Consider the following 15,688-nt stretch of genomic DNA (forward strand, 5'->3'; position numbering starts at 1 on the left):
CTGACAGTTCGACGGTATTAGAAGAAGTCGAACAAGTCGGGGGCTTGGCCAGTGAATGCAGCAGATCAGAGATGGGTCGTTATCTATTTGAGTACGGGATTTTCGTTGGCCCAGGCCGCGCGTCTTGGCGAGGCTTTCAACCTGGCGAATCGCCTGCACGCATACAGTGCTGACTACCAGTTGAAGTACGTATCCGAAAGCGGGGGGCTGGTGCAGTCGTCCTCCGGCGTGAGCATCGCGGCCGATCCGCTCGGTGACGAGCACGGCCGCCGCGCGCTCGCGTTCTTTCATCTTCACGGTGACCGCGCGGTCGTCAACTGGGACGACGCATTGCAGCGTCGCCTCGCCGACATTCGCCGTCATGCGCGCTGGATCGTCGACGGGATGGACCTGCCCACGCTCGCGGCCATGCAGCGTCCGTCGGCGGCGCTCGAAGGGCGGCCCGGCCGGAGCGGGCGACGGATCGCCGCGACGGTCGAGCTGCAGGCCGGCGAAACCGACGTGTTCGCCACCGTGCTCGACATGTTCCGCGTCGAACTCGGCGACATTGCCGCGCAGGAGATCGCCAGCAACCTGCTGCGGCCGGTCGAGCAGCGCTATGCGCAGTCGATGTGGGCCTTTCGCGAGCTGAGCGCGAGCCCGTCGATCCGGATGTCGGCGCAGCGGCTGCGCGCGCAGAGCGTGAACCGCATCTCGATCGCGAACGCGGCCCAGGCCGCCGCGATGAGCGAGCGCAACTTTCTGCGGCGCTTCAAGAAGGAAATCGGCGTGACGCCGACCGAATTCGTCCAGCACGTGCGGCTCGAGCGCGCGTGTCACATGCTGGTCCACACGACGCTGCCGGCCGACAAGGTCGCGCGCCGCACCGGGTTCGGCAGCGGCGAGCGGCTCGCGAAGCTGTTTCGCCAGCGCATGTTGATGTCGCCGACCGAATTTCGCATCGCCGAGCGCGAAAGGATCCTCACCCGTGGCGCGAGGCCGGCCGATACGGGCGAGGGGGCCGGCGACGGCACCGAGGGGCATCGCGCCGCGTGACAGGCCGCGCGGGAGAAAATCGGGCGGATACCCGTAGAATCGTCCTGTCCCGATCTCGAGCCCCGGTTTCCATGTCCTTCCTCCCCACCACCGCCACCGCCCCGTTCTGCCCGTCGGAAGTCAAGGGCAGCATCACGATCGATGCCGGCGCGCCGCGCTGGCAGAAGCTCAAGCGCTTCTTCGGCCCCGGCCTGCTGGTCGCGATCGGCTACATGGATCCCGGCAACTGGGCGACCGACATCCAGGCCGGCTCGCAGTTCGGCTATTCGCTGCTGTGGGTCGTCGCGTTCTCGAGCCTCGCGGCGATCTTCCTGCAGATGCTCGCGGCGCGGCTCGGCCTCGTCGCCGGCCGGGATCTCGCGCAGGCCAGCTACGACCGCTATGGCCGGTTCGGCCGCATCGTGCAGTGGGTGACCGCCGAAGTGTCGATCATCGCGTGCGACATCGCGGAAGTCCTCGGCTGCGCGCTCGCGTTCAAGCTGCTGCTCGGCGTACCGCTCGCGTGGGGGATCGTGCTGACCGCGCTCGACACGGTGATCGTGCTCGGCCTGCAGGGCAAGGGGTTCCGGCAGATCGAGGCGATCGTGCTCGCGCTGATCGCGACGATGGCGTTCTGCTTCGTCGCGCAGGTCGCGATCACGCCGCCCGACTGGCACGCGGTGGTCGGCGGGCTGGTGCCGGGCGATCCGGGCCACGACCGCAAGGACGCGATCGTGCTCGCGCTCGGCATCGTCGGCGCGACGATCATGCCGCACAACCTGTACCTGCATTCGTCGGTCGTGCAGACGCGGCACGTGGTCGGCGGCGCGCGCGGGATGGTCCGCGACACGCTCGCGCTGGTGCGCATCGATACCTGCGTGTCGCTGTTCGTCGCGATGCTCGTCAACGCGGCGATCCTGGTCGTCGCGGGCGCGGCCTTCCATGCGACGGGCCAGCACAACGTGACCGACATCGAGCAGGCCTACCACCTGATTACGCCGATCGCCGGCGGCGCGGCCGCACTGCTGTTCGGCGTCGCGCTGCTTGCGTCGGGGCAGAGCTCGACGCTGACCGGCACGATCGCCGGCCAGGTGATCATGGACGGCTTCCTGCATACGAAGATCCCGTGCTACCAGCGCCGGCTGATCACGCGCGGGCTCGCGCTCGTGCCGGCGCTGATCGGCGTGCTGTGGCTCGGCGACAGCTCGGTGGGGCAACTGCTGGTGTGGAGCCAGGTGCTGCTGAGCCTGCAGCTGCCGTTCGCGATGTGGCCGCTGATCCGCTCGGTCAGCGATCGCAACACGATGGGCGAGCACACGATCGGGCGCGGGATGCAGATCGCCGCGTGGGCGCTGTTCGTCGTCATCACCGGCACGAACCTGCTGCTGATTACCGGTGTCGCGGGCTGATACAGCCTGACACAGGCTGACACAGTCGCGCGGCGCGCATGCGGTAAACTGCGGCCTTTCGATCGTCGTCCGAAGTCCGTTATGTGGAGTGAAATCAGCAACATCGGCGATGCCGCGCTGACCTTGCCGATCGCGCTGACCTGCGCGGCGTGGTTCGCGCTGACCGACTGGCGCCTCGCCGTCCGCTGGGGCGTGCTGCTCGCCGCCGGCATGGGCCTCGTCGGCGCCACCAAGATCCTCTATGCCGGGTGCGGCATCGAGCTGCCGCAATTCGATTTCCGCGTGATCAGCGGCCATACGATGCTGTCGACGTCCGTGTGGACCGTCGCGCTGTCGATGCTGTGGCAGGCGTTCCGGCCGGGCAAGACGCCCGGCATCGCGGCCGGGCTGGCCGTCGGCGCGCTCACGGCCGTCGCGCGCGTATTCGATCATTCGCACACCGTGCCGGAGGTGATCGTCGGCTGGATGCTCGGCGCGCTGGTCGCGCTGGTGTTCCTGCGCGGCTACGACAGCGCGCGGCAGCGTGCCTTCTCGCCGCGCGTCGCGGCCGTCTGCCTGCTGCTCGTGTCGGGCATCGCGTACGGGCACCGTGCGCCGTTCCAGCAGATGATCGACACCCATTCGCCGCAACTCTGCGCGTTCGTGCGCGCGCCGTCGGGCGACGGATTCTGACGGTAGCCGTCGCGGCGCCCCGGTGCCGCTTTCTTGCCGCCGGCATTCGCCCGGCGGTTGCACGATTCCACCCCGTTCATCTTCCCGAGCGCTTTCGCGTCCGCGCGGAACGCCGTGCTTCGTCATTGCCTGAATCAACGACCCGGCCGGTCTGCATGATCCGCGGGGGCAGCCGGCCCGCGCCTGCGCGCCGACACGCTGAGGTCATGAACAGAGCCTATGACCGGGCATAACGATTATTCATTTCATCGATTGGCGGCATTCGCGTACGCTGGCTGTCGTTCAACCGGGGCAGGCTGCCCGGCACGTCCGGCACGCGTCAGGTTCATGTCGATATACTCGTGGAAACCGTGCGGCGCCTCGTGATGTCGAGGTACGGTCGACCGGCCCGCGTCGGCCGGAACAGGCACGGCCCACCCGTCGCGGCAGCGTTCCGCGACGACGATTCACGATAGGAGCAGGTCACATGACAGTCGTTTCTTCGCGCCTTGCCGGCAAGTGCGCATACATCACGGGCGCCGCGGGCGGCCTCGGCCGCGCGATCGCGCGCCGGATGGTCGAGCAGGGCGCGCGCGTGTTCGTGACCGACATCGCCGACGCGGCGGTGCTCGACGCGTTCGCGCAGGAGCTCAACGCGGGCCACGCGACGCCGGTCGCGTTCGCCGCGACGCAGGACGTGCGCGACGAAGCGCGCTGGCAGGCGCTGCTCGCGCAGGCGGTCGACGCGATGGGCGGGCTGTCGGTGCTCGTCAACAACGCGGGCGTCGGCTCGATCGGCTCGCCCGCGCAGATCGAGCTGGACGAATGGCGGCGCGTGATGGCGATCAACGTCGAGAGCATCGTGCTCGGCTGCAAGCATGCACTGTCGTATCTGGCCGAAAGCCATCCCGCATCGATCATCAACATCTCGTCGGTCGCCGCGTTCAAGGTCGAGCCGGATTTCACCGCGTACAACGCGTCGAAGGCGGCGGTCGCGTCGCTGACGAAGTCGGTCGCGATCGACTGCGCGCGCCGCGAGATCGACGTGCGCTGCAACTCGATTCACCCGGCGTTCATCCGCACGGGGATCGTCGAGCCGCTGTTCCAGTCGCTCGGCGAACGCGACGCGACGCGCAAGCTCGCGCGCGGCATTCCGCTGCGCCGGCTCGGCGAGCCGGACGACGTCGCGCACGCGGCCGTGTATCTCGCATCCGACGAGAGCCGCTTCGTGACGGCCGCCGAACTCGTGATCGACGGCGGCATGTGCGCGGTCTGACGCGCATCCCGAACTACTACGACCGGAGGAGAACATCGTGTCCACACCCGTGAACCGCCAACTGCTGCTGAAAACGCGCCCGGAAGGGCGGGTCGGCCGCGAACACTTTTCGCTCGTCGAGACGCCGGTGCCGGCGCTCGCCGACGGCGAGGTGCTCGTGCGCGTGCTGTATCTGTCGATGGACCCGACCAACCGCGTGTGGATGAGCGACGTGCCGCAGTACCTGCCGCCCGTCGCGATCGGCGAGGTGATGCGCGCGCTCGGCATCGGGCGCGTGGTGGCGTCGCGCAACGCGGGGTTCGCGGAAGGCGATCTCGTGCAGGGGCTCGTCGGCTGGCAGGATTACGCGGTCGTGCCTGCCGACCAGGCCGCGCAGCTCGTGAAGCTGCCCACGGCGTCGGGCCTGCCGCTGCCGACGCTGCTCGGCGCGTGCGGGATGAGCGGGTTGACCGCGTATTACGGGCTGACCGATATCGCGCCGGTGCAGCCGGGCGAGACGCTCGTGGTATCGGCGGCGGCCGGCTCGGTCGGCTCGATCGCCGGCCAGATCGGCAAGATCCACGGCGCACGCGTGGTCGGCATCGCGGGCGGCGCGGACAAGTGCCGCTACCTGACTGAGACGCTCGGTTTCGACGCGGCCGTCGACTACAAGGCCGACGATTTCCGCGAGCAACTGAAGGCGGCGACGCCGGACGGCGTGCACGTGAACTTCGAAAACGTCGGCGGCGAGGTGATGCGCGCGGTGCTGTCGCGGATGGTGATCGGCGGGCGCGTCGCGCTGTGCGGCGTGATCTCGAACTACAACAGCGGGCGCGCGGCGGACGACGTCGGCGTGCTGATCTCGAAGCGGCTGACGATGCGCGGCTTCCTCATCCTCGACTATCGCAAGAGCCGTGAAGCCGTGCAGACGCTCGCGGGCTGGCTGCGCGACGGCCGGCTCAAGGCAGAGGAAACTGTTGCGGACGGTCTCGAGAATGCACCTGACGTGCTGAATCGCCTGTTCGACGGCGACCATCGCGGCAAGCTCGTGCTGCGCGTCGATCCCGGCGCGTGACCGGCCCGACGCGCAGCGTGCAATGCCGTTCGTACGCTGCCGCGAGCGGATGCCGAACGCGGTGCGTTCGAACAACCGTGCATTAGTTTCGGACTAGTCCCATATATTGTCCGGACGTCTCTCCCTAAAGTGATTGCCAGCAGACAGGCGGCGTGACCGACGCGTCACGCCGCCTTTTTTTCTGGTCACACGGAAGAGGAGAGGGAACATGCGAAACGACGCGAAGCGGGCGGCATCGGTGGCGATACGCAATCGAACGGTGTGGTGCGCCGGTGCCGTGCGGCAGATCGTAATCGGGCTTGGCGCGGCGTTCGCGATGTCGAATGCGGTGGCGGCCGGGCATGCCGCGTCGGACGGCACCGTACGGTTCACGGGCGCGCTCGTCGATCTCTACGACGTGACGCTCGACGCGCGCTCGGGCGAGGTGGTCGAAGGACGAGAGATGGCGAACGGCGGGGCGGCGGCAACGCTGCGATTCGATGCCCATGGCCGGCGATTGCCGGGCGCCCAGGTGGCGCTGGTCGGGCCCGACGGTGCGCGGCTCTCGCCCGAAGTCGCTTCGCGTGTGCGGGCAACGTGGCGCGATGCGCACGACGATCGAAGCGTGCCGCTGGTATCGGGCCGCACGTATCGCGTGGGCCCGTATGGCGGCGTGATGACGCTGGCGGCGGATGAAGCAACGGGCGCCGAGGCGCCCGTCGTGATCCGCATTCGCCATCCGTGACGGCGCGTGCCGGCAGGTGCGTGGCACGCGGCCACGCGATGCGTCATTCGCCCTGTTCGGCGCGCGCGTAGATGTCCCAGCTCGCCATGAACAGCGCGGCGACGAGCGGCCCGATCACGAAGCCGTTGATGCCGAACAGCGCCATCCCGCCGAGCGTCGAGATCAGCACGACCCAGTCGGGCATCTTCGTGTCCTTGCCGACGAGGATCGGGCGCAGCAGGTTGTCGACGAGGCCGATCACGCCCACGCAGAACGCGACGAGGATCACGCACTTCCAGACCGCGCCGATCATCAGGAAGTAGAGCGCGGCCGGCACCCAGACGAGGCTCGCGCCGATCGCGGGCAGCAGCGACAGGAACGCCATCAGCGCGCCCCACAGCACCACGCCCTCGATCCCGAGGATCCAGAAGATCAGGCCGCCGAGCGCGCCCTGCACGAGCGCGACCGCGATGTTGCCCTTCACCGTTGCGCGCACGACGGTCGTGAACTTCGCAAGCAGCAGGTTCTTGTGCTCCTCGTCGAGCGGCAGCGCGCGGCGCACGCGGCGGCCGATCTCGCCGCCGTCGCGCAGCAGGAAGAACACCATGTACAGCATCACGCCGAAGCTCACGACGAACTGGAACGTGTTCTGGCCGATGCTGAGCGCCTGGGTGGCCGCGAACTGGCTGATTTGCGCGGCGCCGTCGGTCAGCTTCTTCTGGATGCCCGGGATGTTGGTCAGCCCGTATTTCTGCAGCAGGTTCTGGATCGACGTCGGCAGCGCATGAATGATGTCGTGGAAATACTGCGAATAGTTCGGCTGGGCGTCCTTGAGCTCCTGGTACACGTACGCGATTTCCTGCACGAGCGTCGCGGCGACGAACACGAGCGGCAGGATCACGATCAGGACGATCAGCGACAGCGTCACGAGCGCGGCCAGGTTGCGCCGCTTGCCGAAGCGCGCGGCGAGCCAGCGCTGCACGGGCTGGAACAGGATCGCGAGAATGGTGCCCCAGAACACGGCTCCGGAAAACGGCGCGAGGATCCAGCAGAGTCCGACGGTGACCGCGGCCAGCAGGAAATAGAAGAATTTTTGGTGGTCGTGTCCGCTTTCCATGGATGACGTTCGCGCAGATTGATGCGTGGTTTGATTGAATCTCGTTGCCCCGCGCGCGATCGGTTCCCGATCGTCACGGGTTCGCGGCGAAATGCGACGCAGGGCGGCCCGAAGCGGAGTATGCCCGCAAAGGCGCCGCCATCATAGCCGCTGCGCGCGGCCCATACGAAAACGCCGCGGCCGGGGCCGCGGCGCTGCCGGGAAGCAAACGCGGCGTGACGCCGCGTGCCGCATCGTCAGATATTGAGCTTCGTGACCTTGGTGCCGTTCACCGACAGGTCGCCCATCAGGCCCGCGTTGGTCAGGACCAGCACCTGGACCGGGGCGGTGGCGGTGTTGGAGTCGACCGCGCCGTTCGCGCCGACCTTCACGACCGCGACCGACGCGTCGGCGCCCGCGGCCCAGCCGTCGGACTTGCGGAACGAGTCGAGCGCATCCTGCGTCATGAACAGGAACACGATCGCCTTCGACTGCGCGCCGGCCTGCAGGCCGACCGACAGCGACGACGTGTTGTAGTAGCCGACCGTGCTGCCGCCGACGCGCAGCGCGCCGTTGCCGGACTGGCCGCCGACGATGAAGCCGGCCTGCAGCACGTTCGGGAACACGAGCACGCCGCGCGATTTCGCGACGAGTTCACGCGAACCCGGCACCGTCGAATAGAGGCGCGACAGCGTCGCGTTGACGCTGGCGTCGATCGACTGGCGCTTCGACGCGCTGGCCGCGGCGCCTTCCGGTTTGTCCGGGGTGGTCGTGCAACCGGCGAGCGCGAGGCTGCCGAGCAGGACGGCGGCGGCGGCTTTCATGGCAAAGGTCTTCTGCATGGCGTTTCTCCTTCGTTTGTCTGATTGAGGACGGACGGGGCGGGCGCGTGGCGGCCGGCTCCGCTCAACGGCGGGCAAGGAGCAGGCCCGCAACGAACGCGAGGCCGGCGACGACGCCGGCGGTTTGCCACGGGTTGTCTTGCACGACCTGCGACACGCGTTCGGCCGAATCGCGCAGCCGGGCGGCCGCGCTGCCCGACGCATGGTCGAGTGCGCCGCGCGCTTCATCCAGCTTGGATTGCACGCGCTTGCGCAGCGCGGCGATATCGCCGTCGCCGTCGTTTTTCAGCAGATCTTCCAGTTCGTCGACCAGCCCGCGCAGATCGTCGGTGACGTCGTCATGCAGGTCGCGGGCGGCCGAGCGCGTCGTGCGTCCCACGCGCCGGCCCGTGCGACGAATGTCGGAAAGGCCGCGGTCCAGCTTGTGTTCGATCGAGTCAGTGAGCGCCATGGTGTTTATCCTCCTTCGATTCAAGGCAAATTTGAAGATAAGACGAATCCCAGCAACCTGTGTGATTCACTTGGCCCGATTTTGTTTCGAGACAAATTTTCAATTTGTCGGCAGGATCGCCGCGAAGCCCCGCCGCACGGGGCTGCGCGGCGATTGAAAAAAATTCGCGTTCCGGGCGAAGCGGCGTATCGGGCTGCGATACGCAGTGAAAGCCCGGTAAATATCGCGTCACCCGGGCCACCAGGTAAATAGTGCCGTTGCAGGCCTTGTGCTGATGCAAATGCACTAATCGACCGTTGATCGAGAAGCATGGTTCGTGCCCGGGGCTGCCGGCGCGCCGCCATCGCCAAGCGCGACGTCGATCACGACGGGATCGTGATCCGACGACCGGTACGCGTCGGGTGCGTAATAAATCGACCGTTGCGCGGCCGTTTTGTAATCAGGCAACGGTTGCAGGGTGGCCGGCTCGTCGGCGTTGATGTGCCAGACGTGTACGGCCCTCACGCGCGCGGCGAGCGCCGGCGTGGCCAGCGCGTGGTCGAGGCTGCCCGCTGCGCCGCGAAATACGTAGCTGTACGCAGCATCGCCGACGAAGCGGGCCACCAGGTTCGCGTAGCCGCGCGATTCGAGCGCGCGCACCGGGTCTTCCTTCGCGTAGCTGTTCAGGTCGCCGATCAGCAGGACGCCATCGGCCGTGGCGCCGGTCGGCGACGTGGCGAGCCAGTCGGCGACGCGCACGGCGGCTCGCGTGCGCGCCGCATTCCAGCAGCCCTGGCCGTCCGCCTGGTCGCGATCGGCGCCGGTCGCGTTCGGGCAGTTCTTCGATTTCAGGTGATTGACCGCGACCGTGAAGGCGCGCGTGCCGCCGGTGCGCCGGAATGTCTGCGCGAGCGGCGGGCGGTGCCGGCCGCCGAGTGCGACGGTCGCGGCGCGCCCGGCCGGCTCGACCGTGCGGCTGTCGTACAGCAGCGCGACTGCGATCGCATCGCGGCCGAGGCGCGCGGTGCCGGGCTCGACCGCGCGCCAGCCGTCGCCGAGTTGCGCGGCGAGACGGCGTACGGCGCTTGTTTCACCGTGGCCGTTGTTCGCGATTTCCACCAGCCCGATCACGTCGGCACGCAGCGCGCGCAACGCCGCGACGATCTTCGCCTCCTGTCGCGCGAACGCGGCGGGCGTTTTCGCACCGCGGTTGGCCGGGGCATCGAAACCGCCGCCACGCCCGTCGCCGTTGAAATAGTTGAAAACGTTGAACGACACGATGCGCACGTCGGCGTCCGGGTGCCGGGCCGGCGCCTCGGTGCGCGGGTTCGCGGCGGCATCGAACACCGGCGCCGCGCCGGCGACCGGTTGCAGCCGCCACGCGCCGTAGCGCAGCTCGAGCACGCCTTCGATGCCGCGTACCGTGTAGCCCGCGCGCAGCGTGTTGGCAGCGCTTAGCGCGGGCGGCGGATAGCGCACGGTCGCGGGCTCGCGGCGGGCCGAGCCGTCGTCGAGCACGATGCGGTTGCGTGCGTTGGCGGTCGCGATCGCGGCGGCCTCGGCCGGCGGAGCGACGTGGGTCGGGATGCGTAGCCGGCCGTGGCTGAGGACGACGCTGCCGTAGCGGCCGAGTTCGTGGGTATCGCTGACCGTCAGCGTTTGCGGCAGGCGCACCCGCATGCCTTCGAGCGCGGCCAGCACCGCCGGGGTGGCGACGGGCAGCGTGAGCGTGGCAGGCGTGACCTGTTGCCCGCGCGCGCAGACGGTCACGCCGCCCGACAGCGTGAATTGCGTCCGGCCGTAACGCTCGTCGACGCGGCCCGTGAGATGCACGCGATCGCCGGCCTGCGCGCGCGCGCTCGGCGCGTACACGAACACGCCTTCAGGGACGCCCGGCCGGTGCCGTCGCTGCGCGTCGGCCTGCTGGACGAAGAAGCCGCCGAGTCCGTCGGCGCCGCCGAACGCCGCGGTGACGACCGCTTCGATCGAGGTCGTTTGCCCCGCCAGCGGCGACGGGCCGCCGGCGCCGCGAAGGTCGGCAACCGGCGTGGTCGCGCCGCCGCAGCGGGCGCTGACCGGCGGCGCGGCCGTGGCCGGCCGGGCAGGAAGGGCGGCGAGCGCGGCGACGGTGATGAACGGTGCAACGGCAAGCGGCACAAGCAGCTGTGACATGGGGCGGTCCACAGGAAGACAATCCGACGGTTCGGGAAGGCATCTTGACGGCAAAATGTCTGGAAGCGGCGGAAATGGCCGTCCGGCCAGTTGCCGATCGGCCGACGATGCAAGCGGCACTACGGCTGCTACGCTTTTGCATCGGCCGGCGCATCCCGATCGCGCAGCGAGCGCTGCCGCGCCCCGTTCCCACAGGAGTCATCCATGTCTTACATGCTGTTGATAGTCGAGCCGACCGAGCAGCGCGCCGAACGCACACTCGACGAAGGTCAGGCGCTGTACGCGCGGATGGTCGATTTCGCCGAGACGCTGAAGGCGCGCGGCGTGCTGCGCGGCGTCGAGTCGCTGGAGCGCGCCGAGCGCGGGACGCGCGTGCAGGTGCGCGACGGCGAGACGCGCCTGCTCGACGGCCCGTTCGCGGAAGCGAAGGAGATGGTCGGCGGCTTCTTCCTCGTCGACGTCGACACGCGCGAGGAAGCGATCGAAATCGCGCGCCAGTGCCCGGCCGCGCAGTGGTGCACGGTCGAGGTGCGGGCGGTCGGTCCGTGCTTCCTGTGATGGCCGAGACTCGGTATTTACCCTGATACGTCGCGGAGTATGTCGATCCGGCCGTCTGCCGGCCGTCGTCCGGATAAGGCGCCGATGAATCGGCGCTGCCTTCCACCGACGACAAGGAGTGAACGATGCGCTTCATGATCATGATCCGGGCGAACGCCGTCAGCGAATCCGACGCGTTGCCGGACAACCGGCTGGTCGAGGCCATGACTGTCTACCACGAGGAGCTGGCCAAGGCCGGCGTGCTGCTCGACGCGAACGGGCTGCGGCCGAGCGCGCGTGGCTGGCGCGTGCGCTACAAGGACGGCAAGGGCACCGTGGTCGACGGCCCGTTCGCCGAAACGAAGGAACTGATTGCCGGCTATACGCTGATCCAGGTGCGTTCGCGCGACGAAGCGCTCGAATGGACGCGCCGGTTCCCCGCGCCGTTCGGCGCCGAGATGGATTGCGAGATCGAGGTGCGGCCGCTGTTCGAGCTCGACGACCTCACGCCGAGCGATGCGGTCGAGCGGTTCCGCGAACTCCACGTGGGCCGTACCAGCGCCTGATTGATTGCCGACCTGAATCCACCTCACCGGGAGTACCCGACATGCACAAGATGGTCTTCATCAACCTGCCGGTGGCCGACCTGCCGCGCTCGAAGGCGTTCTACCAGGCGCTCGGCTACGAAGTCGTACCGGCCTATACCAACGACCAGGCCGCCTGCATCAAGATCAGCGACACGATCTTCGCGATGCTGCTCGTGCGGCCGTTCTTCCAGACGTTCACCGGCAAAACCATCATCGATCCGGCGACGCAGGTGCAGGTCCTGTCGTGCCTGTCGTGCGACAGCCGCGCCGAGGTCGACGCGATCGTCGCGAAGGCGCTGGCGGCCGGCGGGTCCGCGCCGCAGGCGCCGCGCGAGTACCCGAACATGTACGGCCACGGGTTCGACGACCCGGACGGTCATGCATGGGAGCTGATGGCCATGCCGCTGGACGCGTCCGCCAAGGGGCAGGCGTCGTGACGCGTGAGGCGACTCACCGTGCGATCGAAGCGGTCTGGCGGATCGAGGCGCCCAAGATCATCGCGCGCGCCGCGCGCGTGGTGCGCGACGTCGGCGTGGCCGAGGAGCTGGCGCAGGACACGCTCGTCGCGGCGCTCGAGCACTGGCCCGTCGACGGCGTGCCCGACAACCCGGCCGCATGGCTGATGACGGCCGTGAAGCGTCGCGCACTCGATCGTGTCCGGCAGGAGTCGCTCCACGCGGCGAAGCGCGACCAGCTCGGCCACGAGATGGACGCGCTCGAAGCGCATGTCGTCCCCGATATCGCCGAGGCGCTTGCCGACGCGAGCGACGACGACATCGGCGACGACCTCCTGCGGCTGATCTTCACGTCGTGCCATCCGGTGCTGTCGACCGATGCGCGCGTGGCACTCACGTTGCGGCTGCTCGGCGGGCTGACGACGGGAGAGATCGCGCGCGCGTTCCTGACGCCCGAGCCGACGATCGCGCAGCGGATCGTGCGCGCCAAGCGCACGCTTGCGGCGGCGCACGTGCCGTTCGAGGTGCCGGCGGCCGACGCGCGGCCCGCGCGGCTCGCGTCGGTGCTCGAAGTGATCTATCTCGTGTTCAACGAAGGTCATGCGGCGACCTCGGGCGACGACTGGACGCGCCCGGCGCTGTGCGACGAGGCGTTGCGGCTCGGCCGCGTCCTGGCCGGGCTGGCGCCGGACGAGAGCGAGGTGCTCGGGCTCGTCGCGCTGATGGAGCTGCAGGCGTCGCGCATGCATGCACGCACCGACGCGCAGGGCCGGCCCGTGCTGCTGCTCGACCAGGATCGCAGCCGCTGGGATCCGCTGCTGATCCGGCGCGGCCTCGCGGCGCTCGAACGGGCGACGAAGCTCGGCGGCGTGCGCGGGCCGTATGCGCTGCAGGCCGCGCTGGCAGCCTGCCATGCGCGTGCGCGGCACGCGTCGGATACGGACTGGGCGCAGATCGTCGCGCTGTATGACGCGCTCGCCGAAGTCGCGCCGTCGCCCGTCGTCGAGCTGAATCGCGCGGTGGCCGTCGGGATGGCGTTCGGGCCTGCCGCGGCGCTCGAACTCGTCGACGCGCTGCGCGACGATCCCGCACTCGCGCGCTATCACTGGCTGCCGAGCGTGCGCGGCGACCTGCTGGCGAAGCTGGGCCGCGCCGACGAGGCGAAGGCCGAATTCCGCCGCGCGGCGGAACTGACGCGCAACGAGCGCGAGCGCGAGTTGCTGCTCAGGCGTGCGACGGACGCGTGACGCACGCGGCACGCGCGAATGCCGAGCAACGAGCACCCGAACACCCGAACACCCGAACACCCGAACACCCGAACACCCGAACACCCGAACACCCGAACACCCGAGCACCCGAGCACCCGAGCACATCCCCCCGGCGCGCCGCCCCACCAAGCACTATCACCCGGATTGAAAAAGCCTATTGGGGGATGCGAACGCGAGCGCCTAGATTGAAGAGCACGATGCGTGCGCCCCCGGCAAGCGCATCGTTCCCCACATACCTGATCGACCCGGCTCCGCACGCGGCCGCGCCGACTCGAACGGAGGCGCAAATGGCTCAACTCAAGGGCAGCAAAACCGAAGAGAACCTGAAAGCCGCATTCGCGGGCGAATCGCAGGCGAACCGGCGTTATCTGTATTTCGCTTCGAAGGCTGACGTCGAAGGCCAGAACGACGTCGCCGCGCTGTTCCGCTCGACCGCCGAAGGCGAAACCGGCCATGCGCACGGCCATCTCGAATATCTGGAGGCTGTCGGCGATCCGGCAACGGGCTTGCCGTTCGGTTCGTCGCGGCAGAATCTCGAATCGGCGATCGCCGGCGAAACGCACGAATACACCGACATGTATCCGGGCATGGCGAAGACCGCGCGCGACGAAGGCTTCGACGAAATCGCGAACTGGTTCGAGACGCTCGCGAAGGCTGAACGCAGCCACGCGAACCGCTACACGAAGGCGCTGGACAGTCTCGTCGACTGACGGGCCGCCGCGGGCCGCACGGCAGGCCGTGCGACCGGCAAGCGGCCGGCTGTTCGTTCATCGCTGCCCGCATCGCGCGGGCGGCGCGGGCGCGCATGCGCGCCACGCTGGATGGAGCGCCCCATGCCCCACAAGGAAGGCAGTCTCGAAGCCCCGACCCGGCATCCGCTCGACTGGCAGTCCGATGCGTTCTACGACCAGGCCGCGATCGATGCGGAAATGACGCGCGTGTTCGACATCTGCGCCGGATGCCGGCGCTGCGTGTCGTTGTGCGGCGCGTTTCCGACGCTGTTCGATCTGGTCGACGACACGCCGATGGGCGACATCGAGGAGGTGCCGAAGGCCGCGTTCGGCAAGGTCGTCGACCAGTGCTACCTGTGCGACCTCTGTTACATGACGAAATGCCCGTACGTGCCGCCGCATGCATGGAACGTCGACTTTCCGCACCTGATGCTGCGCGGCAAGGCCGCGCGCTACCAGCGCGGCGAAGCGACGCTGCGCGACAAGGTGCTGTCGAATACCGACGCGCTGGGCCACTTCGCCGGCATTCCGATCGTCACGCAGGCGGTGAACGCGGTGAACCGCACGCAGCCCGCGCGCCATGCGCTCGAGGCGGCGCTCGGCGTCGATCGCCACGCGTGGCTGCCGGAATTCGCGCCGCGCAAGTTCCGGCGCACGGCGCGGCCGTCGGACGGCTTGCCGGTGCGCGACGGCGAACGCACGCCCGGCAAGGTGGCGATCTATGCAACCTGCTACGTGAATTTCAACGAGCCCGGCATCGGCCACGACCTGCTCGCGATCCTCGCGCACAACGACATCCCGTACGAACTCGTCACGCGCGAAGCCTGCTGCGGGATGCCGCTGCTCGAGCAGGGCAATCTCGCCGGCGTGGCCGCGAAGAAGGACGTGAACCTGCCCGTGCTCGAACGCTACGCGCGCGAAGGCTATGCGCTGATCGGCGCGATCCCGAGCTGCGTGCTGATGTACAAGAGCGAGCTGCCGCTGATGTTCCCCGGCGACGAAGCGGTGCGCGCGGTGGCCGACGCATTCTGGGATCCGTTCGAATACGTGATCGCGCGGCATCGCGACGGACTGCTGAAGACCGATTTCAAGACCGGCCTCGGCACCGTGTCGTACCACGTGCCGTGCCATGCGCGCGTGCAGAACATCGGCCGCAAGACGGCCGACGCGCTGTCGCTCGTGCCCGATACGCGCGTGAACGTCGTCGAGCGCTGCTCGGGCCATGCGGGCACGTTCGGCGTGAAGAAGGCATTTCACGCGGACGCGATGCGGATCGGCGGGCCCGTGTTCAAGGCGATGGCCGAGCCGCAGCCGGATGTCGTGTCGTCGGACTGCGCGCTGGCCGGTCATCACATCGTGCAGGGCATCGACGAGAAGGGGCTGCCGTCCGCGCCGCTCGCGCATCCGCTTACGCTGCTGCGCCGCGCGTACGGCATCTGAGCCGCCGCCGGCCGACCCACGAG

Annotated in this window: 16 protein-coding genes and 1 pseudogene; 12 read left to right on the forward strand and 5 right to left on the reverse strand. The window is 68.7% G+C overall.

Annotation, left to right across the window (positions count from 1 at the left end; translation table 11 throughout):
- Positions 1–105 precede the first annotated feature (105 nt).
- The 6 genes and pseudogenes from CFB34_RS07485 to CFB34_RS07510 all read left to right on the forward strand — a co-directional run.
- Positions 106–1,155: pseudogene (locus CFB34_RS07485) on the forward strand (helix-turn-helix domain-containing protein); the annotation flags it as partial.
- On the forward strand, positions 1,107–2,423 hold the full coding sequence (locus CFB34_RS07490; RefSeq protein WP_089443041.1) for an Nramp family divalent metal transporter: 1,317 nt from the start codon (positions 1,107–1,109) through the stop codon (positions 2,421–2,423). The pseudogene CFB34_RS07485 and the gene CFB34_RS07490, both read left to right, overlap by 49 nt.
- 81 nt (positions 2,424–2,504) lie before the next feature.
- Positions 2,505–3,095, forward strand: a complete 591-nt coding sequence (locus tag CFB34_RS07495) for a phosphatase PAP2 family protein (protein ID WP_089443040.1) — start codon at positions 2,505–2,507, stop codon at positions 3,093–3,095.
- Between the two features lie 466 nt (positions 3,096–3,561).
- Positions 3,562–4,350 (forward strand): SDR family oxidoreductase, encoded by a 789-nt coding sequence (locus CFB34_RS07500; RefSeq protein ID WP_059521513.1) that lies wholly within the window; start codon positions 3,562–3,564, stop codon positions 4,348–4,350.
- A 37-nt stretch (positions 4,351–4,387) separates the two neighbouring features.
- On the forward strand, positions 4,388–5,404 hold the full coding sequence (locus tag CFB34_RS07505; RefSeq protein WP_089443039.1) for an NADP-dependent oxidoreductase: 1,017 nt from the start codon (positions 4,388–4,390) through the stop codon (positions 5,402–5,404).
- Positions 5,405–5,612: 208 nt separating this feature from the next.
- On the forward strand, positions 5,613–6,128 hold the full coding sequence (locus CFB34_RS07510; RefSeq protein ID WP_089443038.1) for a thioesterase: 516 nt from the start codon (positions 5,613–5,615) through the stop codon (positions 6,126–6,128).
- A gap of 43 nt (positions 6,129–6,171) precedes the next feature.
- Here CFB34_RS07510 and CFB34_RS07515 read toward each other — a convergent pair whose 3' ends face one another.
- The 5 genes from CFB34_RS07515 to CFB34_RS07535 form a co-directional block, all read right to left on the reverse strand.
- A complete protein-coding gene (locus CFB34_RS07515) occupies positions 6,172–7,224 on the reverse strand; it encodes an AI-2E family transporter (RefSeq protein WP_039345329.1) in 1,053 nt (350 codons plus the stop codon).
- A gap of 236 nt (positions 7,225–7,460) precedes the next feature.
- Positions 7,461–8,045 (reverse strand): YSC84-related protein, encoded by a 585-nt coding sequence (locus CFB34_RS07520; RefSeq protein WP_089443037.1) that lies wholly within the window; start codon positions 8,043–8,045, stop codon positions 7,461–7,463.
- A gap of 64 nt (positions 8,046–8,109) precedes the next feature.
- Positions 8,110–8,496 (reverse strand): DUF883 family protein, encoded by a 387-nt coding sequence (locus CFB34_RS07525; RefSeq protein WP_089428053.1) that lies wholly within the window; start codon positions 8,494–8,496, stop codon positions 8,110–8,112.
- Positions 8,483–8,776: a hypothetical protein gene (locus tag CFB34_RS07530; RefSeq protein ID WP_143329526.1), complete on the reverse strand. Its 294-nt coding sequence runs from the start codon at positions 8,774–8,776 to the stop codon at positions 8,483–8,485. The genes CFB34_RS07525 and CFB34_RS07530 overlap by 14 nt, the downstream gene beginning before the upstream one ends.
- Before the next feature lie 5 nt (positions 8,777–8,781).
- Positions 8,782–10,647: an ExeM/NucH family extracellular endonuclease gene (locus CFB34_RS07535; RefSeq protein WP_089443036.1), complete on the reverse strand. Its 1,866-nt coding sequence runs from the start codon at positions 10,645–10,647 to the stop codon at positions 8,782–8,784.
- Between the two features lie 204 nt (positions 10,648–10,851).
- Between CFB34_RS07535 and CFB34_RS07540 the strand changes: the two genes are divergently transcribed.
- The 6 genes from CFB34_RS07540 to CFB34_RS07565 all read left to right on the forward strand — a co-directional run bounded on the left by CFB34_RS07540 (position 10,852) and on the right by CFB34_RS07565 (position 15,665).
- Positions 10,852–11,205, forward strand: coding sequence for a YciI family protein (locus CFB34_RS07540; RefSeq protein WP_089443035.1), 354 nt, complete (start codon positions 10,852–10,854; stop codon positions 11,203–11,205).
- Positions 11,206–11,330: 125 nt separating this feature from the next.
- Positions 11,331–11,750 (forward strand): YciI family protein, encoded by a 420-nt coding sequence (locus CFB34_RS07545; RefSeq protein ID WP_089443034.1) that lies wholly within the window; start codon positions 11,331–11,333, stop codon positions 11,748–11,750.
- A 41-nt stretch (positions 11,751–11,791) separates the two neighbouring features.
- Positions 11,792–12,208, forward strand: a complete 417-nt coding sequence (locus CFB34_RS07550) for a glyoxalase/bleomycin resistance/extradiol dioxygenase family protein (protein WP_089443033.1) — start codon at positions 11,792–11,794, stop codon at positions 12,206–12,208.
- Positions 12,205–13,473: a DUF6596 domain-containing protein gene (locus tag CFB34_RS07555; RefSeq protein ID WP_089443032.1), complete on the forward strand. Its 1,269-nt coding sequence runs from the start codon at positions 12,205–12,207 to the stop codon at positions 13,471–13,473. The genes CFB34_RS07550 and CFB34_RS07555 overlap by 4 nt, the downstream gene beginning before the upstream one ends.
- Positions 13,474–13,781: 308 nt before the next feature.
- Positions 13,782–14,204 (forward strand): rubrerythrin family protein, encoded by a 423-nt coding sequence (locus CFB34_RS07560; protein WP_027791020.1) that lies wholly within the window; start codon positions 13,782–13,784, stop codon positions 14,202–14,204.
- 123 nt (positions 14,205–14,327) lie between these two features.
- Positions 14,328–15,665, forward strand: coding sequence for a heterodisulfide reductase-related iron-sulfur binding cluster (locus CFB34_RS07565; RefSeq protein WP_089443031.1), 1,338 nt, complete (start codon positions 14,328–14,330; stop codon positions 15,663–15,665).
- Positions 15,666–15,688 lie beyond the last annotated feature (23 nt).

The sequence above is a fragment of the Burkholderia sp. HI4860 genome (assembly GCF_002223045.2).
Lineage (GTDB): Bacteria > Pseudomonadota > Gammaproteobacteria > Burkholderiales > Burkholderiaceae > Burkholderia.